Origin of the sequence: Lonsdalea quercina (genome assembly GCF_900107885.1) — a bacterium.
GTDB lineage: Bacteria > Pseudomonadota > Gammaproteobacteria > Enterobacterales > Enterobacteriaceae > Lonsdalea > Lonsdalea quercina.
Map to the genome: position 1 here is coordinate 103,915 of NZ_FNQS01000011.1, position 26,691 is coordinate 130,605.

19 protein-coding genes and 1 pseudogene are annotated in these 26,691 nt (G+C 56.9%); 6 read left to right on the forward strand and 14 right to left on the reverse strand.

Going from position 1 to position 26,691, the window contains the following annotated elements; genetic code table 11:
* Positions 1–217 precede the first annotated feature (217 nt).
* The 5 genes from BLU64_RS14385 (at position 218) to BLU64_RS14405 (ending at position 6,003) form a co-directional block, all read left to right on the forward strand.
* Complete coding sequence (locus BLU64_RS14385; RefSeq protein ID WP_026741981.1) at positions 218–745, forward strand: YagU family protein; 528 nt, start codon at positions 218–220, stop codon at positions 743–745.
* A 1,022-nt stretch (positions 746–1,767) separates the two neighbouring features.
* Positions 1,768–2,403 (forward strand): carbonic anhydrase, encoded by a 636-nt coding sequence (locus BLU64_RS14390; RefSeq protein ID WP_026741980.1) that lies wholly within the window; start codon positions 1,768–1,770, stop codon positions 2,401–2,403.
* Positions 2,400–3,869, forward strand: coding sequence for a SulP family inorganic anion transporter (locus BLU64_RS14395; protein ID WP_026741979.1), 1,470 nt, complete (start codon positions 2,400–2,402; stop codon positions 3,867–3,869). The genes BLU64_RS14390 and BLU64_RS14395 overlap by 4 nt, the downstream gene beginning before the upstream one ends.
* 344 nt (positions 3,870–4,213) lie before the next feature.
* Positions 4,214–5,404 carry an MFS transporter gene (locus BLU64_RS14400; protein WP_026741978.1) on the forward strand — a complete coding sequence of 397 codons (1,191 nt, stop codon included), beginning with the start codon at positions 4,214–4,216 and terminating at the stop codon, positions 5,402–5,404.
* A gap of 71 nt (positions 5,405–5,475) precedes the next feature.
* Positions 5,476–6,003, forward strand: coding sequence for a chorismate mutase (locus BLU64_RS14405; protein WP_026741977.1), 528 nt, complete (start codon positions 5,476–5,478; stop codon positions 6,001–6,003).
* Positions 6,004–6,334: 331 nt separating this feature from the next.
* On the opposite strand, the gene uhpC is transcribed toward BLU64_RS14405, so the two are convergent.
* The 7 genes and pseudogenes from uhpC to BLU64_RS14440 all read right to left on the reverse strand — a co-directional run bounded on the left by uhpC (position 6,335) and on the right by BLU64_RS14440 (position 12,530).
* Positions 6,335–7,666, reverse strand: a complete 1,332-nt coding sequence (gene uhpC / locus BLU64_RS14410; RefSeq protein ID WP_026741976.1) for an MFS transporter — start codon at positions 7,664–7,666, stop codon at positions 6,335–6,337.
* A 100-nt stretch (positions 7,667–7,766) separates the two neighbouring features.
* Entirely contained in the window at positions 7,767–9,299 is a 1,533-nt protein-coding gene (gene uhpB / locus BLU64_RS14415) for a signal transduction histidine-protein kinase/phosphatase UhpB (protein ID WP_074729162.1), read from the reverse strand.
* On the reverse strand, positions 9,299–9,889 hold the full coding sequence (gene uhpA / locus BLU64_RS14420; RefSeq protein ID WP_074729164.1) for a response regulator transcription factor UhpA: 591 nt from the start codon (positions 9,887–9,889) through the stop codon (positions 9,299–9,301). Before uhpA ends, uhpB begins: the two co-directional genes overlap by 1 nt.
* A gap of 305 nt (positions 9,890–10,194) precedes the next feature.
* The gene (locus tag BLU64_RS14425) at positions 10,195–10,455 is read right to left on the reverse strand and encodes a PAAR domain-containing protein (protein ID WP_071999746.1); all 261 of its coding nucleotides are present in this window, start codon (positions 10,453–10,455) and stop codon (positions 10,195–10,197) included.
* Between the two features lie 5 nt (positions 10,456–10,460).
* A complete protein-coding gene (locus tag BLU64_RS14430) occupies positions 10,461–11,168 on the reverse strand; it encodes an Imm52 family immunity protein (protein ID WP_026741973.1) in 708 nt (235 codons plus the stop codon).
* A 13-nt stretch (positions 11,169–11,181) separates the two neighbouring features.
* A pseudogene (locus tag BLU64_RS14435) lies at positions 11,182–11,442 on the reverse strand (Tox-REase-5 domain-containing protein); the annotation flags it as partial.
* Positions 11,443–11,762: 320 nt separating this feature from the next.
* The gene (locus BLU64_RS14440) at positions 11,763–12,530 is read right to left on the reverse strand and encodes an HNH endonuclease (RefSeq protein ID WP_026741971.1); all 768 of its coding nucleotides are present in this window, start codon (positions 12,528–12,530) and stop codon (positions 11,763–11,765) included.
* 150 nt (positions 12,531–12,680) lie between these two features.
* Between BLU64_RS14440 and BLU64_RS14445 the strand changes: the two genes are divergently transcribed.
* Positions 12,681–13,793 carry a DUF1615 domain-containing protein gene (locus BLU64_RS14445; protein ID WP_026741970.1) on the forward strand — a complete coding sequence of 371 codons (1,113 nt, stop codon included), beginning with the start codon at positions 12,681–12,683 and terminating at the stop codon, positions 13,791–13,793.
* Positions 13,794–14,036: 243 nt separating this feature from the next.
* Here BLU64_RS14445 and BLU64_RS14450 read toward each other — a convergent pair whose 3' ends face one another.
* The 7 genes from BLU64_RS14450 to tssH all read right to left on the reverse strand — a co-directional run bounded on the left by BLU64_RS14450 (position 14,037) and on the right by tssH (position 26,678).
* On the reverse strand, positions 14,037–15,413 hold the full coding sequence (locus BLU64_RS14450; RefSeq protein ID WP_074729183.1) for a tetratricopeptide repeat protein: 1,377 nt from the start codon (positions 15,411–15,413) through the stop codon (positions 14,037–14,039).
* An 88-nt stretch (positions 15,414–15,501) separates the two neighbouring features.
* The gene (locus tag BLU64_RS14455; protein WP_074729185.1) at positions 15,502–16,917 is read right to left on the reverse strand and encodes a VasL domain-containing protein; all 1,416 of its coding nucleotides are present in this window, start codon (positions 16,915–16,917) and stop codon (positions 15,502–15,504) included.
* Positions 16,918–16,964: 47 nt separating this feature from the next.
* Positions 16,965–20,468 carry a type VI secretion system membrane subunit TssM gene (gene tssM / locus BLU64_RS14460; RefSeq protein WP_074729166.1) on the reverse strand — a complete coding sequence of 1,168 codons (3,504 nt, stop codon included), beginning with the start codon at positions 20,466–20,468 and terminating at the stop codon, positions 16,965–16,967.
* 24 nt (positions 20,469–20,492) lie between these two features.
* Positions 20,493–21,902, reverse strand: coding sequence for a type VI secretion system protein TssA (tssA, locus tag BLU64_RS14465; protein ID WP_458574074.1), 1,410 nt, complete (start codon positions 21,900–21,902; stop codon positions 20,493–20,495).
* A gap of 11 nt (positions 21,903–21,913) precedes the next feature.
* Positions 21,914–22,504 (reverse strand): type VI secretion system-associated protein VasI, encoded by a 591-nt coding sequence (vasI, locus tag BLU64_RS14470; protein WP_026741965.1) that lies wholly within the window; start codon positions 22,502–22,504, stop codon positions 21,914–21,916.
* A complete protein-coding gene (locus tag BLU64_RS14475; protein WP_074729168.1) occupies positions 22,504–24,042 on the reverse strand; it encodes a sigma-54 interaction domain-containing protein in 1,539 nt (512 codons plus the stop codon). Before BLU64_RS14475 ends, vasI begins: the two co-directional genes overlap by 1 nt.
* Positions 24,043–24,044: 2 nt before the next feature.
* Positions 24,045–26,678, reverse strand: a complete 2,634-nt coding sequence (gene tssH, locus BLU64_RS14480) for a type VI secretion system ATPase TssH (RefSeq protein ID WP_074729169.1) — start codon at positions 26,676–26,678, stop codon at positions 24,045–24,047.
* Between the last annotated feature and the right edge of the window lie 13 nt (positions 26,679–26,691).

A 26,691-nucleotide genomic window follows, 5' to 3' on the forward strand; every position in this document is an offset into this window, starting at 1 on the left:
GCATTGCACTAACCCTCTTGCGCCCTTTTATTAGCATTTCCGCTACACTATTCAGGCGTGACGGTAAGCAGATCATGTCGACACCTTTCATAGGTAGGTATATGATTACAACCACATATAATCACAGATCTTCAGTTTCTGCCGGATATTACCAGCGGGGGGATCTGCCGTTTCCGTTCCCTGTTTTTTGCGTCGTTATTAAGGAGAAAATAACATGCTGCAAGCGCGCACTATTAAAGAGAAAGTATTACTGGCTATATTGGTCGGTATTATTGCAGGCATTATTTGTGCCATTACAAAATTCGGTTGGGAAATTCCTTTTCCGCCCCGAACGCCCGCACGCGATCTCACTAACCCGCCTCAAGAATTGCTGCAACAACTGGGCATGTCTTTTCAGCTTTCTCATATTAGCTACATGTTCAACGGCAACCCGCGCCCGATCATGAGCTTCATTATGCACTTCGGTTTCTCCATCACCTTCACCGTGCTGTACTGCATCGCTGCCGAATTCTGCACCAAAATTAAACTGTGGCAGGGCGCATTTTACGGCCTGGTACTGTGGGTGGTTTTCCACGTCGTGCTGCTGCCGCTGTTCGGTACCGTGCCTGCGCCGTGGGATCAACCGTTCGCTGAACACTTCTCCGAACTGTTTGGTCATATGTTCTGCTTCTGGGTGGCCGAGCTTGCCCGCCGCGACCTGCGCAACCGTATGACTCACCTGCCAGACGCCGGCGAAACGCGCTAATTCGCCGTTAAAAACCCGCACGATTCTGCCGCTGCCTGCACTGGGTAGCGGCATTTTTTTACCTCGCCCCTTTCAACGTCTTCCTTTCGACCTTCATACGCTGTGTTAAAGCCGCCGCTATTCTATGGCCGATGACCATTGGCCTTGGCCGGCTTGACTCACGCAAAGCGACCACAGCAGCACGTTCGATATCGCTAACGCTCAAACTTATTGAAAAAAATTGACGCTAATTTACATAAAAAGGGCCACCGACTGCATGACGGTCCCCAATAATTACCCTATCGTCGAAAAAACCGCGGTCAGAAGCGCTCCATTTTGTCGATTTCCGCTGTTCGGCCGCTGAATATCCGTCATTATGTATTTTGATTTTCATGATATTTTTATTTCATTTTTATTACACAAAACCCAACTTATTGTCAGGGTATTTTCCGTGTCTTATTAAACTGGCAAAACTGCGGGACATTGCTATAGATATATTAATACCGAATGCATTTTTCCGTCATGGGGAAAAACGGGACTCGTCCTCTAGCCATTAAAAAATGGAGCAAATTTAAAAAATAATTGAGATATCAGGATTCGCAGACTCGACAGGGAGTTGACATCTCGATGTAATAATAAAAACAATAAAAATCAATCAATTAAAATAAAATCAATCCATAAAAACGGTCTCCACACCCTACATCGGCGTATACAGCCCTTTTCCGCACACAGCAATAGAATAATGACAATATCATTCACCTTAATTAAGTAAATTAATAGCCACTGTCTGAGGCACAACGCTACGTTACGTTATAGCCGTTAAGGTAATTAATCTGATTTATGTTTTTTCAACTGGTGAATAATTCTTTTTTTCTTACAATCACAACACGTTATTTATTTTCACCCGTGCCGCCCCCTGAGTTCAGACGATATTCATAATCAGTCATTTAACCCATTTTTTTTGGATCGCTATTATCGGGGAAAGTGAAAGTGTGTCCACAAGCTCAACTGATCTTCAATTTTTTTCACAGGAGAGACCTATTTTGACGACTTTAAAACCGTTACTCGCCAAAAATCGCAGTTGGGCGCTGCAACGCCGCCAACGACACCCGCATTACTTCAAGCAGCATGTCTCTGTCCAGAAGCCACACTCGCTGTGGATCGGCTGCTCAGACAGCCGCGTTCCCGCCGAAGTGCTGACGGGTTCCAGTCCCGGAGAGCTGTTTGTTCATCGCAACATTGCCAATATGGTGAGTCATGAAGACGACAACTTCATGAGCGTGCTGCAATATGCCCTGGAGTACCTTCGCGTTTCGCGCATCGTGTTGTGCGGCCACTACTGCTGCGGCGGCGTGCAGGCCGCCATCGAACTACCGACGATGGCGCTGGATCAGGAGAATTCAGCGTTGTCTCGACGGATTACGTCGCTGCGCTCGACGCTGCTCCCCCATCTGTCCTTTCATCAGCGTCAGGACAGCGAGGAAACGCCGGATGAACAAAGAAACCGGCTGGTCGAAGCCAACGTTCGTGAACAGTTCACCCGGCTGGTCCATGCTCCCCCGGTTATCAAAGCCTGGGAGGACGGTATGGAACTGAGCGTGTTCGGCTGCGTCTACGACCTGCATAACGGTCATCTGAAGGAGTTGATTCATCAAAGCAACAGGGAGGGCGCCGCATGAACCTCTCAACGCTTCGCCAAGATATTCCCGCCGGGATTGTCGTCTTTCTCGTCGCATTGCCGCTCTGTCTGGGGATTGCGCAGGCCAGCGGGTTGTCTCCGTTTGTCGGCCTGGTCACCGGCGTCATCGGCGGTCTGGTGGTGACGCTGCTAAGCCCGTCGCGCTATGCCGTTAGCGGCCCGGCCGCGGGACTGGTCACGATTGTCTCCGGAGCCATTGAATCGCTGGGGTCTTTTGCCGCTCTGCTGTTCGCCATCATGCTGTCGGGCGTACTGCAATACCTGATGGGCATGGCCCGTGTCGGTCGTTTCATTTCGGTGGTGCCCGGCAGCGTGATCCGCGGCATGCTAGCCGCCATCGGACTCCTGTTGATCATGCAACAGATCCCATTGGCGCTGGGGTTAGCCGATTCGAAACAGATCAGTTCCCTATGGCGCGGTCTCGGTTCGCTGCCATCCTTCAGCGCGCCCTTTGTCGCTATCTCGGGACTGCTGCTGCTTTGGTGCTGGGACCATCCCGCCATCAAACGGCATAAAATCTTGAGCTGGTTCCCCGGACCGCTGGTTGCCGTTCTCTTTGGCGGGCTGTGCGCGCTTTTTGGAGATCGCATCATCCCCGATTTCGCCGACACGCTGCCGCGCATTCAGCTACCGGAATTCGATAACCTTGGTCAGTTGGCTGCTGAAGTCATCCGCCCCGACTGGCAGGTCTGGAACAATCCCGCCGTTTATATCGTCGCCGTCACGCTGGCACTGGTCGCCAGTCTGGAAACGCTGCTCAGTCAGGAAGCTCTGAAGAAAATCAAGCCGCAGACACCGCCGCCATCGCCGGATAAAGAGCTGCGCGCTCAGGGCGTCGGAAACTTGCTGAGCGGATTTGTCGGCGGCCTTCCCATTACGGCCGTGATCGTACGCAGCTCCGTCAACGTGAACGCCGGCGGTCGCAGTAAAATCTCCATTTTGCTGCACGCCGTCCTGCTGTTGCTGAGCGTGCGTTATATGAGTCAGCTGCTGAACATCATTCCTCTGGCCAGCCTGGCGGCAGTATTGCTGTATACCGGATACAAGCTGGCGGCACCCGCCCTATTTGTTTCTCAGTGGAAAAATGGCTGGCAGCAATTTGCCCCGTTCATCATCACCATCACCGGTATTATCGTATTCGGTATGTTGGCGGGGATTGGGTTGGGGATAGCGTCTCAACTCGCCATTAGCAGCTATAAAAGCCATCGCAATGCGCTGCAACTCACGCGCTACGGCAACCATTTCGTGCTGCGCTTCCAGAAGAACCTGACGTTCGTGCACAATCCGCACCTACAGTCGTTGCTCAACAAGATCCCCGCTCACAGCGTGGTCATCGTCGAGCATGACAATGCAGACTACATTGATGCGGATGTCAAAAACATGCTGCTAGAGTTTCGAGAGGAGGCAACGCAGCGCGGCATTCGTCTGGCGCAGTGGCCGCTGTAATACGATACGGTTTTATGCCGTGCCACGTCTATCCCGCCTAACATTCTAAAACCCGGGCCAATGTGACGGCCCGGTATCCGCCTACTCACCGCCGCTTTAAACCCAACAGCAGAGCTAAATAGAGCAAAAACAATAAGTCCGCAAATTATTCCCAAACAAATTGACAACGAGAGGGGAAAAATAGATTAGGGTTTACTTTATGTCGACCACATCATTATATTGGTGCGACATAGGCTTTAGGCTTATTTATCATTGCGCTTCGGCACGGATTCCCCCACGGGTGTTTTAATAAAAATTTTTTAATTTAAAAAACGTCCGTAATATTATTCAGGATGAAGTAATAAATGAATCCTATTCCACTTTTTTTTGTTAATTTAGCCTTTATTGCAGACGGTCTGATGGTGTTTTTGATCCCCATCCTGGTCTACGCGGAAACCCAAAGTCTGACCTATTCGGGGCTGGCCTACGCATTGTGGTGGTTGCCCCGGATCATATTGACCCCGTTACTGGGAACAGGCATCGACCGCTGGGGCGTGCGAACGCTTTCCATTGCCTCAGATTCAGTCAAAGCGCTGTCTTGCCTGCTGCTGTGTCTGGTGCTTCACTTTACGCGAGACCCTCTGGTCCTGTCCCTTTGCGCTGGCCTGTTCGGCACCGTCGTGTCTGCGGGCAATACGCAAACAACATTGGCTATTGAGAAACTGATCGCCGCTTATAGCCAGGATGTGAATAAAGACGCCAACCTGCTGACCCGTGCGGATTTAACAGGCTTTATTGTGGGTCCGTTGATGGGCATCCTATTTTACGACTCGGGCTACATGACGATTTTATTCATTGCGGCCACCGGTTATTTAATCAATGCCTATTATTTTCTGACGACTCAGCATCTCACTCTCGACACAAAATCCGCCAGTTTTACTCCGCCCGGTTTAATTTCCTCATGGGGCCTATTAAAAAGCCCGCTTATTATTTTTATGATACTTCTGGCGGCGGGAAATAATTTCTTTGCTGGATTAATTGCCTCAAGCGGTCCGGCTATTATCGAAACCAATATGGCGTTGCCCATCGAATATTTCGGGCTGATTCAGATTTTTGCCGGGGCCGCCGGCATGTTCACAACGTTCATTTATAGCGCAGGGAGGCAACGTTTCGGGAAAGAGGCGCAGCTGGCGTTCGGTATTCTTATTATCATGCTGTCGTCGCTTGCGCTTTCCCATGCAATGGACAGGTTGATACCGTTCCTGATCTTTTATTCCCTGTGCATTGCAGGAAAAGTTTTCACCGATAACGTCATGCGAACGCTGCGTATCACTCTGCTCCCATCCCGACAACTGGCTGGCGCCTCTTCGCTGATCGTGATGCTAAACCAGTCTATCCTGCCGTTCATGTGGCTGTTTCTGTTTATCGCCGAACATTATCACCTGCCGCTTCAGCGTTTTATGTATATCGCCGTGGCAATCTCTCTGTTTTCGGGGTTGGGGATCGTGCTGGGAATGCGTAAAATACAGCAACATGCACACCTCTCGTCATCATAGACCGAATAGCGCCACCGAGTTCTCGTGACGAGGGTATGGACCTCACCAGATAAACCTAGCAAGGAGCCGCCATGTTACGGAAAACGATGCTTCTCACCCTCGTCATTTGTTGCAACGCCATCGCTGCGGAGACATCGCCGGTCGCCAACCTCATCAATCAACGCCTCAGTTACATGAAGGACGTCGCTGCCGATAAGATGGCGCATCAGCGACCGATTGAAGAGTCGAACCAAGAGCACAGCGTCCTTGAAATCAGCCTGCGTCAGGCGGAAAAATCTGGCCTGGACTGCGCCTCTACCGCCCCTTTCGTACAGGCGCAGATGGACGCGGCCAAAGCGGTGCAGTACCGCTATCGCGCGGACTGGCTCTCCTCTCCCGAGCTGAACTACCAACCTCTTCCACTGGAAACGGTACGCGCGCGTTTAACCGACATCAACATGCAGTTGCTGCAACAAATTGCCGTCATTTTGCAGCGGGAAGGTAATCTGCATCGGTTGTCCTATGCCCAGTTCGCGCAGTCCCTCACGGATAAAAAACTGAGCGTCGGCGATAAAAAACGCCTCTACACCACCCTACAGCAAATCCACCTGCATCACTGACGGTCAGGCGCGTGGCAACACATCGGCGCGCTATTTCCCCTCTCTTCGTCACTCTGTCGCGTAGCGATCACACGCCCAGAACGCGAAACCAGCGGGACCGCCCGCTGATATTCCCCCAGACAACAAAACAGCGCCCCCGCAGAAGAAAATGGGGCGGGAAACCGCTTTGCCATTTCTCTACGGGGGCGCTGCATCACGCGCTGACGCTATGCCGTCGGCGACGTTCTATAACCTCGGCAAGATCAAACGAGGACGTCCGATCATCGCCGCCCGCCGGGACGACGTCGACCTCGATCAGAGGCCGCCCGGCAGGCTTCGGCAGTCGCTCGGATCAGACCGCTTTTTTCACGTTATCCTGATTCTGCGCACGCAGGAACGGCAGCAGGAACAGTGCGGACAGGCAAGCCGCGATGGAGATCACGACGAAGAAACCCGACCAGTGCCATTTTTCCATTACCTGCGCAACCGGATAACCGGACAACGCCGCGCCCAAATAGGCGAACAGGCCGACAAAACCGGTCGCCGCACCGGCAGCATCTTTATGAGAGCACTCAGCCGCCGCCATACCGATCAGCATCTGCGGACCAAAGATGAAGAAGCCGATGGAGAAGAAGCAGCCCGCCTGCAGCACATAGCTGATGCCCGGCATCAGCCACAGCGCGGCCACGGACAGGAAGATGCCGATGGCGAAGATCAGGTTCATCGGCCCCCGGTTGCCGCGGAACAGTCTGTCGGAACCCCAGCCCGCAACCAGTGAACCGATAAATCCGCCCACTTCAAACAGCGACAGCGCCGAGTTAGCCGTCAACAGGGAGTAGCCTTTCTCCTGAGTCAGGTAAAGGTTACCCCAGTCATTCAAGGCCGTACGGACGATATACACCAGCACGTAGGACACGGCCAACAACCAGATGTACTTGTTGGTGAGCACGTAGCGTTTGACGATCTGACGGTTGGTGAGACCCTGTCCTTCGGACTCCTGCACCAGCTCCATCTCGTCATTACGCCATTTCCCGACGCTGGGCAGGCCCATCGTGTTCGGTTTGTCACGCAACCGCCAGCACACAAGCAGACCCAGCACAATCCCGATGATACCGGGGATGATCATGCCGTAACGCCAGCTGAAATGCAGGGAAATAAAGCCCACCAACAGGGGGATCAACGCGCCACCGAAATTGTGAGAGGTGTTCCAGATAGCCCACCAGCTTCCACGCTCAGAGCGGGAGTACCAACTGGTCAGGATTTTGGAGCACGGCGGCCATCCCCAGCCCTGGAAGAAGGCATTGACCATCCATAGCGCACCGAACACCAGCAGCGAGGAGCTGAGTCCGAATACGATGTTGATAATCCCGGTCATAATCAGGCCAATCCCCATGAAATAGCGCGGATTGGAACGATCGCTCATCATACCGGAGATGAATTTGGAACAGCCGTAAGTGATATAAAACAGCGTGCCCAGGATACCGATGTCCGACATGCTCAGGCCGAGATCCGCCACCATGGCTGGCATGATGAAGGTGAAGCTCTTGCGTGTGAAATAGAAAGCGGCGTAGCCGACGTACATAACCCACATCAATTGGATGCGCCAATATTTGTAGGCCGCATCGATCTGGGCGCTGTCCTGCACCTGAGGGGCGTCAGGACGGCTTTTTAAAATGAACCACATGAAAACCTCGTTATACTGCTGTAGCGTTAGTGGCGCTTATGGTGCCTCGCGCGCGCCCAATCCGACCAAGCCAATGGCGCATTAAAACTAAGACTTTTTCCTAGTTTTGAGTGTTTTTTCCGAAAATTGCGGGGAGGATCACAACCAGACGCGTTCCACCTTCATTACGCAGGGCGCATTCGCCGCCGATGGCGCGCACACGATCCTGAATCCCGCGTAGCCCATAGCCCGGTTTGACGCTCTCCACATCCACGCCCCGCCCGTTGTCCTGAATACTGACGCAGTACTGCCCGGCCGCATTGCGCTGGCCGCAGACGCTAATGTGCGACGCATCCGCATGACGGCATGCGTTGGTCACACCTTCCTGACACAGCCGGTAGAGAATGATCTTCAGCGTATCGTCCAGATGCGCATCCGGAATTTGCCAGTCCAGCGACGTCGTTATCCCCTGATCGGGCGGCACCAGATCGCGCAGCAACGCCGCCAGCGCCCCCGACAGGGGAAGCGCACTTAGCGCCGCGGGCCACAACTGTGCCAGCAGATCGTGAATGCCGTCGTACACCCGCAGGGCGTAGGACTCGATCGCCGATGCGCTGGAGAGCACCCGAGGCTCCTGCGTCAATTTGCTGATGATGCCCGAGTGGGTCCGGATCACGGTGATTGTCTGCCCAACTTCGTCATGCAGCTCGCGGGCAATCTTGCGGCGGGTGTCCTCTTCCGCCGTCACCAGCGAACGAGCCAGCTGTCGGTTCTCCTCCAGCCGGAGCGCCAGCTGATGATTCAGATGGCGCTGACGTTCGATACCCGCGCCCAGCAGCATCCCGGTCAGGCTTTGCGCCAGCAGCGACAACAGCAGGTCGCGGTGGGGTCCCATGCCGTGAGGTTCGGACGCAATCAGCACCACGCCGTTAAGCAGCGTCGCCAGCAGCGCGCCCTGCCAGCCATAGCGGTAAGACATGAAAACAATGGGGATCGCCAAACAAAATGGCGCAAAGCGCCGCAGTTCGACGTCGTCCGCCTGGCGTTGCAGCCAGACGCTAAAGGCGAACAGCACCAGATATCCGCCCAGATGGTGCAACCGCATATTTAGCGGCTGGTGAATCAACCCCGGCTCCAGCGGCGCCCAACGCTGCCGGGACAAATATTGCCAGATCAACAGGCAGGTCGGCGCGACCGTCAGTCCGCCGCTCAGCCCCAGCAGCAGCGGTTGTACGGGGGCGACGCCCGTGACCAGCGACCAGATCGCCGCCTGCAACGACGCCGCCAGTACGACGACGGCCCCCTGCTGCAAAGGCCACTGCCACTCGGCTTCGCTTTGCAAGGATCGCTGCAGCCACCCGGCCGTCAGATGCAATAGCACCAGACACGACGGCAGAGCACACAATAGCGCCCCGAGTTCGGCGCTGGTGCCAAACTGCTGATACAGCATCCACAGCATGACGGCTTCCGCGCACAAGATCCCGTTCCAGCACCAGCGCGGCGTTTGCAACAGCACGCCGACCCGCAGCCCGAACGGAAACAACATCACGGCCTCGAGCGGATTAGCGACCAGCGCGGTGCCGATCCCCCACAGGCAAAACCAGGCGGCGGCATACAGGAAGAAAATAGATAGGGCAAACACGACCCGCTGCATCAGTACCCCAGCATGCGGTGCGCCAGCTCGACGTTATTGCTCACGCCCAGTTTGGCGAACAGATTGGCGCGATGGACATGTACGGTTTTCGGGGAGAGTCCCAGCTGCAACGCGACCTCGCGCACGTCGTGTCCCTGCGCCAGCAGCATGGCGACTTCGCCTTCGCGCCGCGTCAGCGGATCGACCTGCGAACGCGTCAACTGACGGGCGATCTCCGGCATCAGATAGACACCGCCCTGCCCCACCGTGCGCACCGCCGTCACCAGATCTTCCGGATGACAACGCTTGGACAGGAATCCGCGCGCACCACGCTCCAGCGCCAGTTCTACCATGGCCGGGTTGTCGTGCATCGACAGCATAATCACCGCCAGCCCGTAGGGCAGGTCGGCCAACAGATCCAGCCCGTTTTCGTCGGGCATGGAGATATCGCAAATACAGATGTGTGCTTGTAGCCCCGGCAATCCTTTGCGCGCTTCGGCGGCCGAGCTGAACTCGCCCACGACGTCGATATCCTCTTCCAGCGCCAACAGCTGCACAAATCCTGAACGCACGATGTAGTGGTCATCAATGAAGACTACACGGTAAGTCATATCAGGCTCCGGGGAATGAACGGTAAGGCGGGGATTATACATAATGCCCGGCGCAGGCCACAGTCCCCGACTTCGGCACTGATCTTACCCCCGAGAACAGTGCGTCTGACAACTCATCTCGCGGGTCAGCCCGTTGGCGATATCGTAGTCGTAGTGTAGTGGGTACAGCGCCAGCTCATCCTTTTGCCTTTGTCTTGAAAAGCGATCAATTCAATCCACTTAGAGGCTGAGAAGATGATAACAGCACTCTATTTCAAGAGGCTCCTATGTCATACCCTAAATATCCCATCCCAATATATGAACGGCTATACGTTAATAGTGCTTTGCGAGGCTATCAGTTCGGCACCGCAGGCCGTTTTCATCCCTTCGGTGGCAAGGTCTTTTCCTTGATATTTGACGGTCCCCGAAGATGGCAATATGGGGTAAATTCCTAAGCATAGCGGACAACTGACCTTATCATTAACGCAAGCGACAGCCGTCCCGGAAATTGTCAATGGAGATGGTCCCGCAATCACCGTCCCACCATGCGTAGTGGTATCGTTAAGCAATATGACAGGTTTAGGCATCGTCTCTATCCTTTAAAAATAGTACGATACGTGGGAAGAATTTCATGCTCGACAAGTGCTATTTCCAGCGCATTAGCTATTTTAATATCTTCTTTATTTTCACCATCAAAGAGGCCTCGTTTGCTAATGAACAGCGATCCTATTGGCATACCATCGTTATTAACCGCCACCATATGCTCATCCAAATTTAATGTATTTTTATCAAATATTTCATCGATATAAAACATCCAACCAACCGGAAGGCGGTCGGGAAATGTTTGGGATTGATTGAAACCATAATCATTAGTTTCGATAGTAACGATATGGGGAGTAAGATCTCTAATTAATGCACTTAGATATTTCACCACTAACTCAAAATTCGGTTCTATATTTGGTGAGCGTACTGTTATTTGGTATGAAATATTGTTGTAGCTTTCGCAAATGTAGTTAGATGCAGTGATAATATCATCGAAATTATTCCAAATAGTCTCCGTGATACTAGGTAAAGACTTTATCTTCTTATCCAGAAGCGATAAAGCTTCATCTGCCATCTTATTTTCATGAAAAATTTTTTTCTTCAGCGCCTCCGCTTTACTTTTACCCGTCAAAAACCACTCAACTGCCCCTCCTCGCAAATAACTGGTTATGTTTGATAAATACAGAAACCGTTCAAGGAGATTTTCGATAGCGATCGTATCTTCTTTTTTATATATAGTCAGCTTTAGTTCTTCCACGTTATTTCCTCCTTCAGGGGGTATAATTTATTGTCAGATCAAAATAAATTAAAAATCTTTTTTGGAAATGGCCAGCGCTTACTGGCTCCATAAAATGCCAATGGCACTTAGGGATTCTCATACAAATATCAATAACATTTTGTTGCCGCTTAGCCTGTTCTTCTATTTCATTTTGACCGCTAAACCATGCAAAAGGTCTATTTTCTTTGTTGAAAAATTGATCATAATGTCCTTTGGTTTCCAAAAATAAACACTGCTCTGGTTTCCAGCCATCAAACTTAACTTTTTTTCACTATTAAGCAAAAAAATATCCCTGAATGCATATTCAGTTATTTTTTTTGCCATCATTGTTTTTTATTATTGATGACGCTTGTTCAATTTTTATTTGATTTTAACTGTCCGAAATGGAACCGATCCGGGCAATAAAAATAATATGGCCTGAATTAAATTTACCTGCAAAATCTGCTGCTTTTCCTATAAGCGATAAAAATCAAGAAGGGCCATATTAATGAGATTCTAGAATTAATCCTTTTATTTAAAGTGGATTGATTAAAAATGCGAGTCCGGCCTTCGCGCCGTCACCCGCCCTCGTGCCTATCCCCTGGCCTGAAAGATATGCTGTCGATGGTAGGCCATTTGCGCCATGTCCGGCGGAAACTCGCTGGGGAGGCGGAGCGGGCGCCCCTCATACTGCGCGAAGTAGATCTCGCTGACCGGGCTTTTCAGCTTTTTGATTCTGGGGGAAAGCTGCAACTCTAATGCCTCGTTAAAGGTGATCAGCCCGGTATCGAAGGCTTTGTCGTGCAGATTGGACAGGCACAGGCCGTTGCTAGGATTCAGCCGGTGCTCCTCCGCCGTTTTCCACGGCCGAATATGGCTGGCGACCAGCAGCATCGGTTCGTCCAGACCGGTGACGCAACAGCGTTCGCCGTAGGCGCCCAGCACACGCTTGCGAAACAGCTGTTGGCCGATACGCGTTTTCACCGGCGTCCAACGTTCCCCGCCCCGGAAATCCTCCGCCGCTTCCTGCGCCTGTGGCGTAATCGCCGGCAATGCAATGCGTGCCATCGCCTGCTCACACTGCTGTTCGAAGCGCGCCGGATCGGCGTTCATTTCCTGCCACATCGCCCGGTCAGCATTGGACGCGCCGCGCAGGCCGATACGCCCGGAGGCGATAATAAACGGATCGAGACTCGCCAGATTGACCAGCTTCATCGCCAACGCCGAAGGGGTGCGATTCAGCAGTGTGGCATAGTGGATGATGTCAGGATTGCGCGAATGCAGCTTGCCGAACGGCAATTGACTATACAGTGTGAAGGCGACCAGCAGTTGGTCTCGGGTCCAGGGTTGGGCAGCAGCCATCGGCGTTCCGTCAGGTCGTGAAAGTATCAAGTTACGCGTAACGCCAACTATGCCAGGTCAAACGAGAAAAAGCATGCGTCGCCGCGCTGGATCATCATCGTGCGCTGCGCTAACGTCATGTCAGCCCTTTACCTGTCGACCCGAGATAACATGCCGAATCTGCACCGTTTTTCATTTCGCTCCCCGCTGCACGCGCTGGGCCTGCTCGCCGTACTGGCGCTGGCCGGCTGCGCCGATAAAGTCGCCCAAACGCCTGCGCCGCGCCCGGCGGATGTCCGCGCGCAACTGCTGACGCTGCTGCCTGCCAACGTTAGCGATCGACAAGGCTGGGCGGAAGATATCGCCGCCGCCTTTACCGCACAGCAGCTCGACCCCAGCCCGGAAAATCTCTGTTCCGTCCTCGCCGTCACCGAGCAGGAGTCAACATTCAAAGCCGACCCGCAGGTGCCCGGTTTATCAAAAATCGCCTGGCAGGAGATTAATCGCCGCGCCGAACCGCTGCACATTCCTTTGTTTCTGGTACGTACGGCGTTGTCGATCACCTCGCCCAACGGCAAAACCTATAGCGAACGCTTAGATAAGGTACGCAGCGAGAAAGAGTTGAGCGCGATCTTTGACGACTTCATCGAGATGGTGCCGATGGGACAGCAACTGTTCGGCCGCCTGAACCCAGTGCGCACCGGCGGCCCGATGCAGGTCAGCATCGCGTTCGCCGAAGCCCACGCCAAAGGCTACCCCTATCCCATCGACGGCACCGTGCGTCGGGAAGTCTTCAGCCGTCGCGGCGGCATGTACTTCGGCATCATGCATCTGCTGGGCTATCCGGCCAGCTATACCCAGTCGATTTACCGTTTCGCCGACTTTAACGCGGGCTGGTACGCCAGCCGTAACGCGGCATTTCAACAGGCCGTCAGTCGCCTGAGCGGCATTGCTCTGGCGCGGGACGGCGATCTGATCAACTACGGTTCAAACCAGGCGGGCGCAACCGAACTCGCGGTACGCTCCCTCGGCAAACGGCTCAAACTAAGCGACAGCGCGATCCGTCGGGATCTGGAGAAAGGCGATACGGCGGCTTTCGAAAAAACCGACCTGTACCAGAAGGTCTATGCGCTGGCGGACCGCTCGGCGGGCGGAAAATCGCCACGCGAGATGCTGCCGGGCATTTCGCTGGAAAGCCCCAAAATCACCCGCAAGCTGACCACGGCGTGGTTCGCCAAACGGGTGGATGAGCGACGCCGGCAGTGTCTTCGTCGGGTGAAATGAGTCGGGAAACAGAAACAGTGAACGTAGCCGGAGCCAAGAGACGGCATCGCGCCCATCGCCATGGGGTCATCCAACCCGGCGATGGGCGCGATCGGGGAGATCCGCGCGAAAACTCAGTCAGCTATCGAGAAGCGACATCGCCGTCCGCCTTCGACTGCCTTCACCTACGCTCAGGCTGATGGAAAATGCCCCAGCCCTCTGCTTGCCGGGGCCTGACGCGACGTCAAGTGTTGGCGGGGAAGGTTACTGGCTGTCCCGCTCGCTGGCCATACCTTTGCCGGAGGACCAGTGCATCGCCAGCTTCTGCGCCGCCTTCACCTCATCCGGCTGCATGCCCTCTTCAAGCGCGTTACGGGCATTGATGGCGTTCACCATACCTTCGGTGGCCGCCAGCGAGAACCAGGCGTAAGCATGAATGCGGTTGCGCGGCACGCCCAGCCCTTCCTGACGCATCGTGCCCATACGATACTGGGCCATGCGGTTATTGGCGGAAGATGCCTGACGATACTGTTTAACGGCCTCAGCGTAGTCCTCCTTGCCGCCCAGCCCCAAACGCAGCATCTCGCCATAGGCGAGCTGCGCCAGAACATCGCCTTGCGCGGCCGCTTTACCGAACTCGATCCGAGCGTGAACCAGATCGCCCGTTTGCTGATAATAAAGACCCAGCTCGTACTGCGCTTTGAGAAAACTTTTCGCCGAGGCGGTCTGCAAGTACGCCACCTTCTCGTCTGCGGTCTGTGACAAAAGACCGAGCTGGTAGTTGGCTTCCGCCGAACCGCCCGCCGCCGCCTTTTTCAGCAGCGTCTCGCCCTGAGGTTTATCAAGCGGTAGTTTGTCGCCGGTCAAATACGCCATTCCCAGCCACAGCTGCGCCTGTGGTTCGCCGCCCTCCGACGCCTTGCGATACCATTCGATAGACTCCGGAGCTTGCGTGTGTTGCGCCATCCAATACTGCGCCTGCGGCTGGCCTGCCAACGCCGCTTTATAGTACCCGCGCTCGGCCATGTCGCTACGCTGCGTGACGCCCAGCCCTTTCTCATAACGCAGCGCCAGCTGATACTGCGCATCCCGGTTGCCCTGTTCGGCCGAGCGTTCAAACCAACGGATCGCCTCTTTGGCGGAGTCCGCATGCGCCGCGTACCACTCCGCCATTGCAAGCTGAGCGCCCGCATGACGCTTCCCGGCGGCCGCTTCGAACGCGTCCATGCACTCCGGCGCCAACGTGTTTTGATGACGTAATTTGCACTGCATCCCCAGGCGGTAATTGGCCTCGCTATTGCCGAAATACGCCGATTTATGCCACCAGCGTTCAGCTAACGGGACATTTTTCGGTTCGCCCAGCCCTTCCTGATACCAGTCGGCGACCTGTAGCGCCGCGGTGCCGCGCAGGTCGCTGCTCGCGCTCAGTCTCCCCCCTTGCTCCGCCGCCTTCTGCATCCAGCGCATCGCGGCCGGATAGTCCGGTTTGGCGGCCAGTCGTCTCGCCAGCTGATATTGCGCCGTCCCGTTGCCCTCGGAGGCGACGCGCGTCAGGTCTTGCTCGGACAGCGACGACACAGGGGTGCCGCACGCCGTAAGACACCCGGCTGTCAGGAGTAGAACCGCTGTTTTACGCATCATCATTTCATCTTTACCGTCAATAGATCGCCGCGTCTCTTGCATCCGCCACGCGGTTCGCAGGCGACGCGGCCTCGATACCTGTGGGCCGTCAGCTGCCCGTATTTTTCTGCTTGAGTTTGAATAACCGAATACTCAGCGCATCCAGCTCGTTCTCCATCCGCTCCAGTTCGCCGGGGTTGACCGAACCTCGCTCCGCCTTCTGCGTTTCCAGCTGCTTTAACCTCTGGGTGAACGGCGTGCCGGAAAGCAGGCTTTTCTGGATCTCGTAAAACTGGGATTTCAGATAGGAGATGCTGACCGTTTTTCTCTGCTGCTCCAGTTCCTGCAACTGCCTGAGCATCCCGTCCACGCGAGCCTGCGCCTCCAGATACGCAGGTGAAGACGTCGGTACATCCTGACGCAACGACAGCGACTCCTGCCACTGTCGTCCCATCTCTTTGACGGCCAGCGAGTCGGGATAGAGCATCTGCAACGAGTTCTTGAGATCCTCGCCATACTGGTAAACCGCGAGCGGCGAAGCGTGTTTGACCTGATCCAGCTGCGCCTGATAGCGCGCGATGACCCGGCCTTCCATTCCCTGCAACGTCTGTTCGCCCAGCGAGATGCGGACCTGGCGGATATCGTTGTAATCCAGCGTGTCCGGCAGCGCCTGAGCAGGCTGCATCAGCAGCTCGACCGCGGCGTTTTCACGCGCCTGCATCGTCTGCCAGCCGAAGACCGTCGCGACAGGCAGCGCGCAGGACAGCAAACCACAGGCAAACCAAAACCACGCCGGTTTATGCTTACGACGCGCCTCGATTTTCAGCACGGTGGGTTTGACCTCGCCCTTTTCTCGCCCGACCAGAATGCTGCCGGTCGGCAACGCAGGCTGATCGGGCGCGCTCGTCGAAGCATCCCCGTCCGACTTGAAGTACACCATCGGCGGGATCTGCATGTCCTGCTTTTTAATCTCTTGGTCGTCAGAGACGATCACGATTTCCGTCTCGTCGAACAGGTGGGTATACCCTTCGATAAAGTGAACCAGATTCTCGATGCGCGGCACGCGGCTCAGGCCGACGTTGTGTAGCTTTTCGCTAATCAGCTGCAGCGAGCGTTCACAGCGGTAGATCAACCGGCGATCGTCCTGACTGATGGCATAGCCGCGGATCACCTCGCTGACGCGGGCGATAAACCAGTCGATCATTTCGATGCGAGCGCGATCCTGGTGCACCGGCGGCCAGAAGTTGTCCCACTGGGTCACGATCAGGTTGGCGAGAAATTCGCAGCCTTCGGTAAAACCGTTCAGCCCCTGTAGCCGTGACCGGGCAAGGACGAAATACACGGCGGTCTGCAAATCCACCCCGTGCTTTTCAAAAATGATGCCCGCCATTTTATGGATCAAGGCCCAGTCCACTTCCGGCCGTGAGGCATGGCTCAGCTTGTTGATTTCGATGCGTAAGGTTTCATATTCGGGCAGCATTCGCGGATCGCGACCGACTGTCAGAGCCTGCTGTGCGTCTTGCATAGTGATGAAATCCATTCAATGGGGGCGCCATCAGCGCCCCCTTTACATTAATACAGTGATTCAGGCAGTTGGAACTGGCTGAACAGACCACCGGCGAACGGGTTGTGGCTGGCGTCGGTGTAAACGCGATAGGACATCGATCCCTGGTCGACGGCGAATTGCACGTCGAATGTGTTCTCGTTGACCTGCCTCAACTCGCCCGTATTGATCAGGCGGAACATCGCCCACGGTCCGATGTAGCCCAGACTACGCGGCGAACGCTCGCGGTTGTCCGGTACCAGCGTGATTTTGCTTTCCGCGCCGTCCCGCATGTTGTTCGGCCACACCAGCGGCGTTTTCTGACGGCGGCCGTGAGAGTACTCCAGCAGCTGTCCGTCGAGATTGAGTACGCTGCGGCGCTTATTCGCGGTTAGCTCGATAGGCTCCAGCACGAAGTGCACCTCCAGTCCGCCCTGCGCATTGAACAGGGTTTTACGGATGCGATCGGCGCGATCCAGCTGCTTGACCAGCTCCGTCTGCAACGTCGAGCTCACATCGCCGCTCCCCTGACTATCGTTCAGGATGGACTTCAGGTTGGCCTGATAGAAGCTGTCCAGCGTGCCGCCGGGAGCGAAGAAGCGCTCCATCTCCGACAGCGCCACGTCCCTGTCCGACTCAGGATTGAACGGGTAGCGATCCGCCAGCTGATCGTTGAACGGCGTCACCACTTTGTCCTGCCATTCCTGATTCAGCGAAGACATCGCCAGATCCATCACCAAATGCGAACTCTGCTCGGCGATCTGCCCGACCCAGCGGTCCAGCGGCGTCGGCAGGCTGCGCGCGTACTGTTGCAGTGCGAACGCCGGATCGGCGAAGCGGTTGGTCTGGCGCAGCTGCATCGCTTTGAGCGCCGCCTGCCCCGGATCGCCCGCATTCACGATCTGTTCCAGACTGTGGTAGAACTCCGTCAGCTTTTGGTTCACTTCCTGGATCAGCGCGACCTGATCGCCACGACCACTCAGCGTCGAGTTGGTGGTCATAAACGTGCGGCTGATGCGCGCATTCATGAGCTGCGCCGGGTCGTTGTCGTTATCCGACAGCTTACGGGCGCGAGTATTATCGTTAAGGGCGGCGATCACACGCTGGAAAGGCTGATCGTTACCGGTGATGGCCGTCAGCACGTCCAGCGCCTGCTCCGGCGTTTCCAGCGGCTGCACGTCCAGACCGGCGAGCACTTTCTGCCACTGGTTGACGTAGTCGGTGATATAGCGATCGTTGACCTGACGCTGGATCTCCCTTCGGTCTTCCTCGCTCAGATAGACTTTCTCACGCTGGCCCAGCACCCACGCGTCAAGCGCGGCCAGATCGAACAGCGTCTTATCCTGTTTAACGAAATATTCACTGAAGCCCGCATTGGTCAGCAGCCGAGGCACCGTGCCCGCTTTGTCGTTGCGCAGCGCGAAGACGGTATCGAACACCGGCCCGACTTCATCGCGCATCATCATATCCGGCGGCAGCACGTCCAGCGACTTGGTCACCAGACTCTGGTAGATACGTTGGAACATCGGCAGTTTACTCAGCTCACGCTGCGCGTCGGCGATCGGCATCCGGAACGGTTCGAAGGCGGCGATCGCCTGCGCGTCCTTCTGCTGACGGGCCTGGTGCCAGTCGGTGTGCTCCAGCGCATAGTCCAGATGCTGCATCAGATGTTCCTGCACCTTGCCCTGACCGGGGAACGCCCGCTGCCAACGCTGTCCCATATACTGCTCGACCACCGACTTGTTGCGGCCGGACGCATCGTCGATCATCCGCATGATGCGCAGGATCGCCAGCTTCTGCTCGCTGCCTTTGGGGGCCTGATTCAGATCGTCCTGCAACCCCTGCATCACCGCCGGCAGGAAACGCTGACTCAGCAGCTGAAGATAAGTGCCTTCCACGAAAGGACCGATCTTATCGCCCTGATATAGCCCCATTTCCGACAGCACCGGCGTTTTTTCGCGATAGTCGCCGAACGACAGCGTGGCCTCGCGGATCAGGTTAAGACGCGGCAGCTGTCCATAGCCAAAGCCCTGATTCTGCTGCCCTGCCAGTTCGGTGGTGTCCGTAAACGCCTGCGCCTTGTTAAGTACGTTGCGCCCGGCCTCTTCGTTCAGCCGGTAGTAGTGATGCCAGCCGATCACCAACAGCGCGGCGAGCACGCCCATGCAGCCCATACCGATGCCGATCCGGCGGCGGCGGTAAAGACTGTGCAAACGGTTCTCCCCGGCCAGATGCGCTTCGGGGAAGATGACGCCGGAAAACAGGCGTTTCACGAAGAAGGTGTTGGACTCGCCCTTCAGGGCCGAATTGACCGGCTCCGGCAGTTGATAACGGAAGGTGGCCGCCTGCGCGAAGGCGTCGAACGGCACGCCCTGCTGATAGACAGAGCACGCGTAAACGCCGCGTACCAGCAGTGGTTTGTACTCTTCCGGCGTAATGGCGGCGGCGAGGATCTCCTCAACATAGTCCTTCAAACCGGCTAGCTGGCGCGTAAAGCTGAACAGAGCGCTGCGCTGCTCGCTAGTGAGATTGGAGAGCATCTTGCCAGGCAGATTGTCGTTGAGCACGGAAACCCATTTATCCCAAAAGGCATCCAGCTCTTCCTGCCAGCCTTTCCCGGCGCTGGCCTTCAGGTCAAAGGTCACCCCCAGAATGGACTGACGGGTCTCCTTGTCCAGCTGACGGTAGGCGATATCGAAGCCGCGCAGCATATCCAGCTTGGTGAGCGCGACATAGATAGGCAGGCGGGTGTTCAGCGTAGTGGCGATTTCCTGAATCCGGCCGCGGATCAGCTGCGCATAGGCTTGACGTTCCGGCACGCTGGCATGAGATAACCAGGCCAGATCCAACGTCAGCACCAGACCGTTCAGCGGCTGACGCTTACGGTTTTGGCTCAGCCACTGCAACAAATGCGTCCACAGACGTTCATGTTTGCGTTCATCCGGAGCGTGATCGGGATTCGACGGTGCCATCATCTGACCGTCGGGATCGAAGATAATGGCGCTTTCGCCCACCCAGCAGTCCACTTCCTGACCCGCCGCGAAGTCTCGCAGTTCGGCATCCAGATGCGGATTGAGCTTGTTGGCCTCGTTGGCGCGGTGGATCAGGCTGCTTTTACCGCTGCCCGGCAAACCGATCGTCAGGTACCACGGCATCTTGTAGAGGATGTTCGTTCCCAGATTTTCGCGCAACGCCAGCAGCCAACGATCCAGAAACGCCTGCTGCTTGTCGACGAAGATCTGTTGAGGATCATGCTCGGCGATCTTCTGCTTCTGCTGCTCCGCCCGGATATGACGTACGCGACGCCATAGTCGCCAGGCGCTGATGCTGAAACCCAGCCAGAGCCACAGCAACGTAAAGACGATGCGCGACCAAATCGTATCCAGCGGCCGCGTGTCGAACACGGTCAGTCGCGGGCCGAGCCACCAGGCCAGCGGCAACACGACAATCCAGAGCACGATCCCCAGCATGACCCAGGAGAGCTTTAGCTTCGGCAACTGTTGCCGCAAAAAGGTAATGATTGTTTTAAACATAAGTGACCATTCACTCCGAATGTCTTATTTTGACCACGAGGTTGCAAAGCGCTCAAGGCGGCTAACCAGTCCCGGCTCCCACTGCGACAGTCCCAATCGCTGGGTTTCTTGCCACAAAGCGTGGTAATGCTGTGTTGCTAACGTCTTCATTCCTTCCTCCGCCAGCAGATCCGCTAAGATCAGCTGGGCGTAGAAACGGCCTCTGGGCTCTTTCATCTTGGCCATCTTCTCATCCAGCAGCGTCATGGCGGCGTTCAGGCCCTTCTCCGCCCGACATTTCGCCGCCTCGCCCGCCAGATCGTCGGATTGCCCGGACGACGACGCGCTGTTCGCCTGTCCGGCATCCACCCACTCTCGGCAGGCGTCGGTCAGGAACGGCGTCCCATCGTTGAACGTAAGTTCCCGCAGGGTCGGCAGACGCGTCAGGAAGGCGTGCAGCTCATCAGCGATGGCCGAAGCCGTCGCTTTACAGTCCAGCGATGTGGCGATCTGCGCCGATAACATGTGCCCTTCAAACCAGTACGGCGCCAATACCAGACTCTGCTCCACCCGCGCCCACAGGGCCTTGTCCGCCTGCCCCATCGCCGCCTTGTACTCGTCCACCCTATCCACCGACATGGGAGCCAGTTGCGTGGCGTTGCCTTTTGCGGTCAACGGCGGCGTGGTGATGCCGGACCAGATAGCGTGCCGACGCAGACGGTATCCCACCGGGGTATCCACCTGCTGTTCCACCAGCAGTTCCGCCACTTTGAGCTGCGTTTGCCGCCAGGCGCGGTCATCCGAATGATTGATGTCGACGGACGGTTTCGGTTCCGCCTGACCGGACGAAGCCGATGCGACGCTGGCGCTCGCCTGCGCGCGCGGAGGCGGTTCATTTGCCTTGTTCTGCTCTGCGCGCCGACTCTGCGCGCGACGCAGGCTGACCGTCAAATCGTCAAACAGCGTGTTGTCGGGCGCGATGGCGGACCAACGCTGGGCGAACTGCTCCGACAATGTCAACAACTGACCCAGTTCGGCCACCGAGGCACTCTCGGCGACGCGCGGCAACACGCTGTCGAAACGCTTGGCGGCCTGCGTCATCAACCGGGTTTTCTGCAACGAGTTCTGCGGCCATGCCGTGGTCCAGTAGACGTTCACCCAGTCGTCCAGCAGCATCATTGCAGTCGCGAATGGCGTCGCCTTCGCCGGATGCTGCAAGCAGCGCAGCAGTTGGACGACGACGCGCATGTCTTTGGTACGGCTTTCCAGCAGCGTCATGCACTGCTCCGCCACCGCGTTGATATCCACCTGGCTGTGGGCGAGCGATCCCAGCTTCACCATCTCGGTTTCGATGTCTTCCCAGAGCGGATCGTCCGACGGAACCGCGCCGCTGACCCGGTCTACCGGCAGGGGCGTCAGCAGCCGCTGACACCAAGGATGAGAGTGGATTGCCATCGACTGTTCTCCTACCAACGACATTGCTGACGCAGCGGCTTCAGGGCGTCCCCCAGACCAGTGAGGTCGACCTGCACCGTCCTGCCGCGATCGTCCGACAGCAGCAGCTCACGATGGCCGATCCAGCGTTTAAGCTCTTCGATGGCGGGCAGACCGCGCCCGAATTCCAACAGCATCCCCCGGTTGCGGACGAACCAGTTGTCTGCGGTCGGTTCGCCATCGATGCGAGCCTGAATCTGCTCACCTGGCCACGCGTTATCCAGCTGTAAGCGCAAATGCGTAATGGCGCTGGAGCAGGAGATGGTCAACGTGCCCCCCTCGACGGCGCGGCGCGTCAGTGTCTGGCTGTCCGAGGCATCATCGCGATTGAGGACGAACCCGTCGCGGCCGCGAGCGGAATGATTCGCCACGAGATCGTGCCAGTCCGCCGGACGCGCAGACGTGCCGGCAGTCGGGGCCGACGCTCTGCCGATGGCGTCGTAGCAGGCTAACCGCACCTGCGGCACGGTTTCCTGGCCGCACTGCTGCAATAGCCGCTCCCAGTGGGGGGCAGGCGCCGTCGACGCCGAAACCAGCAATGGCAACAGGGATAAAATACTCATCATTTCACCTCCAGCTTCTGGCACTTGTGGTCCAACGTCCGTTTGGGGATGTTGAGACTTTCCGCCACCAGTAAGCGATTTCCCTGGAAATAGCGCATACGCTCGGCGATCACCGCCGCTTCGTACTGCTGCGTCGCCAGACGCAAATCCCGGATATGGTTGTAGCCGTCTTCCAGCACGATAGACTGGTCGTCGAGGCGATTTTTCAGCTCCGGAGGCAACGCGTCCAGACTGATTTCCTGTCCCGCTGGGGTATTGGCGCAGGCCACTTCCAGCAGGTTCTTGAGTTCACGGACGTTGCCGGGGAAGTCGTAATCGATCAAATGCTTGAGAACGGCGCGCGGCAATGCCCCGAACGTTTTGCCTTCCTGACGTTCGAACAGCGCGATGAAATGTTCGCACAGCAACGCGATGTCATCCGGCCGTTCCCGCAACGGAGAGACCTGGATCGCGCACTGGCAGAGCCGGTGGTACAGATCCTGCCGGAAGCGTCCTTCGCTGACGTACTGCTCCAGCGGCTGATGCGTCGCCGCGATGATGCGAAAGTCGGAGTGGCACTCCTTATCGCCGCCCAACGGACGGAAGGCATGCGTTTCCAGCACGCGCAGCAGCTTGGCCTGCATAATCATCGGCATATCGCCGACCTCATCCAGGAACAGCGTCCCCCCGTTGGCCTGCGCCACCAGTCCGTCTTTGTTGCACTGCGCGCCGGAAAAAGCCCCTTTTTGATAGCCAAACAGCTCGCTTTCAATCAGATTTTCGGGGATGGCCGCGCAATTGATGGCGATAAACGGCTTGTCGGCGCGGACCGAACACTGATGCAGCAGACGCGCCACCACGTCTTTGCCCGCACCAGTTTCGCCCTGGATCAGCACCGCCAGATGATGTTGAGCCGCCTGACCGATTTGCTGATGCAGTCGGCGGATCGCCGCCGACTGCCCGACGAGCGAGGTCTCCAACAGTTTCTCTTGCTGGCGCAGCCGCGCGTCCTTACCCTTGATCTGACGCAGCGAGTCTCGCAGCACGGTCTGCTCACGGCGGCTGCGGCCCAAATCCCGCAACAGGGCAAGCTGATGCGTGAAAATGCGCGCCAGCAGCGGCAGCTCATCTTGCTCATGCCACATCCGCAGCCGGACGCCGCTGTCGAACAGCGCCAGAACGCCGACCGACTTGCCGTTCTCACCGTTGACCGGCAAGGCATGCAGACCGCACTGCGCCCCGGCTTCCGCCAGCAGTCCGCGAAACGCGGCGTGTTCTATGCGCGCGCCGCCGTACAGAGAGTCCCAGGTTCTCACCTGATTTTTGTGCAATACGTAAGCCAGGGGATGGCTGAAGTCATCGACGTCCAGCGTCAATAACACCGGTTTGCCGTGAATCCATCCCTCACAGGTAAATTGCCGCCCGCTGATATCCACCAAGCCCAGAACTGCACCGCTCGGCCGCCAGTGGTCCCGCAGGGTATCCAGCAACCAGTCGCAGAGTTCGGCCTCGTCATGAGGCCGGGTCAGCGAAAGCGTGAATTCAAGGGCTTGCTGCATCCTCAGCCCTCCACCTCTGAAACAAACTGGCCGTCGTTCACGCTGAAGCGAATGCGCGCAATGGCATCGCCTGCGGAGATCCGTTGCAGCAGCTGCAACGACACCGGCGGCAACAGATGACCGTCGATCACGGACTCCAGCATGCGCGCGCCGTTTTCGCTGCGGTTAGCCAACCGCAAGATCTCTACCGGCACGTCGTCGTCGATAACCACTTCAGCGTCGAAGCGGGCCTTCAGCAGATTGACCAGACGAGAGAGCTTGCCGTGGACGATATCGACCAGCGTATCCTGAGCCAACGGCAGGTAAGGAATGACTTCCATACGCGCCAGCAGCGCCGGTTTGAAAAAGCCCGCCAGTTCGGGATAGAGCGCATCCAGCAGATCGTCCTGCCGGTCGGCGTAATCCACGATGGTCTGGAAGCCCAGGTTGGACGTCAGGAAGAAGACGACGTTCTTACAGTCGATTAGACGACCTTCGCCATCCGCCAGCTCCCCTTTATCAAAAGCCTGGTAGAACAGGTTCAGTACGTCGGGATGCGCTTTTTCGACTTCGTCCAGCAGCACCACCGAGTACGGCTTCTGGCGGATGGCTTCCGTCAGGATGCCGCCCTCGCCGAAGCCGACGTAGCCCGGAGGAGAGCCGATCAGGCGAGACACCGTGTGTTTCTCCTGATATTCCGACATATTGATGGTGGTCAGGTAGTTGCGGCCGCCGAACATGAGGTCGGCGATCTGTAGCACGGTTTCGGTCTTGCCGACGCCGCTCGGACCGACCAGCAGGAACGCCCCTAGAGGACGGCCCGGACGACGCAGATCGGCGCGGGCGGTCAGCAGATGTTTGTGCAGTTGGGCTATCGCCAGATCCTGCCCTTTGATCGTGTCGCCGAGGTGCGTCGGCAACTGGGTGACAACGTCCAGCTCGCCCTGCGAAATGCGGTTCAGCGGCACGCCGGTCCACTCGGCGATCACCGCAGCGATCTGCGCTTTATCCACGTGCGCGGAGACCAGAATGGCGTCTTCCTGCAAGGCGGCCAGCGCCTGTTCGCGCTCGGCCAGACGCTGCGTGGCGTCCGCCAGCGACAGGGTTTCCTCGCCCAGCGTGACCTCGTCGGTGAGTTCATCGGCCAACAGCGCCGCGCGCAGTGCGATCACCTCGCTGACCAACGCCTGCTGCGCCTGCCAATCCGCGTTCACAGCGGTAAGCTCCGCTTCATCGGCCTGCTGAGCGTCACGCAGCAACGCCAGTCGTTCCGCATTATCCCCCAGACCGATCCGGGTCTGACGCTCAAGCTGAAGAATTTCCTGCTCGCGCTGGTGCAGCTGATTTTGCACATGGCTGATGGCGCGCGGCGGCGTGGTCAGATTGATGGCGACGCGAGCGCAGGCGGTATCGAGCACGTCGATGGCTTTATCCGGCAGCTGTCGGCCCGAGATATAGCGTGATGACAGTTGGGCCGCGGCATGCAGCGCCGCTTCGTCGATCAGAACGCCGTGCGCCTTCTCGTAAATGCTGCGCAGGCCGCGCAGGATGACGGTGGCCTCTTCCGCGTCCGGCTCACCCACTTTGACCATTTGGAAACGGCGCGACAGGGCGGCGTCTTTCTCGACGTATTTCTTGTATTCGCTCCAGGTCGTGGCGGCGATGGTACGCAGCTCGCCGCGCGCCAGCGCCGGTTTAATCAGGTTGGAAACGTCCAGCCCGCCGGCCTGATTGCCCGCGCCGATCAGCGTGTGGGCTTCATCAATGAACAGAATGATGGGCTGAGGCGAGGTTTTCACCTCCTGCATCACCCCTTTGAATCGTTTTTCGAATTCGCCTTTGACAGCGGCGCCAGCCTGCATCGCGCCTAAGTCCAGCGATAGCAGCTCGACGTTGCGCATTTTCTCAGGCACCAGATCCGCCACGATGCGCAGCGCCAGACCTTCGATCAGCGCGCTTTTACCGACGCCGGCTTCACCCACTACAATCGGGTTGTTCTTACGGCGGCGCGACAGGATATCGATCATCAGATCGATCTCTTTATCGCGACACAGCACCGGGTCCAGCCTGCCCGCGCGGGCCTGCTCGGTGATGTTGTCGGTGAAGCGAGCCAACAACGACGCATCGCCCTGAGACGCCGCCGCGCCGCCGCCCGCGTTGCCGGCGGCCGTAGACGAGACGTCCGTTTCCGCAGAGTCTTTCACCCACTCGTCGAACTGCTGACGCAGCAGCTCACGGTTCACTTTCGCCAGAGAGCGCGTAACCGCTCCGGCGAGGTAGCGATTGGGGGTCATCAGCAGGACCAGCAGCAGCACCCCGCTGCGCAACGTGGCGTGCTGCATCTCCGCGGACGCCAACAGCCAGCTGTCCTGCAACCACTCAATCAGCAACGGCGAAAACGAGGGGTAGCCCTGATCGTACTCTTTATCCACGCCGGATGGCTGGAGCAGTTGCGTCAGCTCATCCACATCCACCTCAGCGCGCTTGAGGATCTGACGCACGTCGCTGAGCGGCGTGTCCAACATTTTCAGCAGCAAGTGTTCGACCCGGATTTCCGCGCCCTGGCAATTCACACACAGGGCCGCAGCCTCTTCCAGCATGTGTCGACAAATAGGATTAAGCCGTTCAACCAACACCGGCAGTTCTATTCGAATCATCGTGTGATCTCCT

Excerpts from the sequence above, each read along its gene's own strand:
- BLU64_RS14455 (WP_074729185.1), bottom strand. The coding sequence starts at position 16,917 with ATGCAAGACGCACAGCAGGCTCTGACAGTCGGTCGCGATCCGCGAATG.
- BLU64_RS14400 (WP_026741978.1), top strand. The coding sequence starts at position 4,214 with ATGAATCCTATTCCACTTTTTTTTGTTAATTTAGCCTTTATTGCAGAC.
- tssM (WP_074729166.1), bottom strand. The coding sequence starts at position 20,468 with ATGTTTAAAACAATCATTACCTTTTTGCGGCAACAGTTGCCGAAGCTA.
- uhpC (WP_026741976.1), bottom strand. The coding sequence starts at position 7,666 with ATGTGGTTCATTTTAAAAAGCCGTCCTGACGCCCCTCAGGTGCAGGAC.
- uhpB (WP_074729162.1), bottom strand. The coding sequence starts at position 9,299 with ATGCAGCGGGTCGTGTTTGCCCTATCTATTTTCTTCCTGTATGCCGCC.
- tssA (WP_458574074.1), bottom strand. The coding sequence starts at position 21,902 with ATGGCAATCCACTCTCATCCTTGGTGTCAGCGGCTGCTGACGCCCCTG.
- BLU64_RS14425 (WP_071999746.1), bottom strand. The coding sequence starts at position 10,455 with ATGCCTAAACCTGTCATATTGCTTAACGATACCACTACGCATGGTGGG.
- BLU64_RS14475 (WP_074729168.1), bottom strand. The coding sequence starts at position 24,042 with ATGCAGCAAGCCCTTGAATTCACGCTTTCGCTGACCCGGCCTCATGAC.
- BLU64_RS14405 (WP_026741977.1), top strand. The coding sequence starts at position 5,476 with ATGTTACGGAAAACGATGCTTCTCACCCTCGTCATTTGTTGCAACGCC.
- BLU64_RS14445 (WP_026741970.1), top strand. The coding sequence starts at position 12,681 with ATGCCGAATCTGCACCGTTTTTCATTTCGCTCCCCGCTGCACGCGCTG.
- vasI (WP_026741965.1), bottom strand. The coding sequence starts at position 22,504 with ATGAGTATTTTATCCCTGTTGCCATTGCTGGTTTCGGCGTCGACGGCG.
- BLU64_RS14440 (WP_026741971.1), bottom strand. The coding sequence starts at position 12,530 with ATGGCTGCTGCCCAACCCTGGACCCGAGACCAACTGCTGGTCGCCTTC.
- tssH (WP_074729169.1), bottom strand. The coding sequence starts at position 26,678 with ATGATTCGAATAGAACTGCCGGTGTTGGTTGAACGGCTTAATCCTATT.
- BLU64_RS14395 (WP_026741979.1), top strand. The coding sequence starts at position 2,400 with ATGAACCTCTCAACGCTTCGCCAAGATATTCCCGCCGGGATTGTCGTC.
- BLU64_RS14450 (WP_074729183.1), bottom strand. The coding sequence starts at position 15,413 with ATGATGCGTAAAACAGCGGTTCTACTCCTGACAGCCGGGTGTCTTACG.
- uhpA (WP_074729164.1), bottom strand. The coding sequence starts at position 9,889 with ATGACTTACCGTGTAGTCTTCATTGATGACCACTACATCGTGCGTTCA.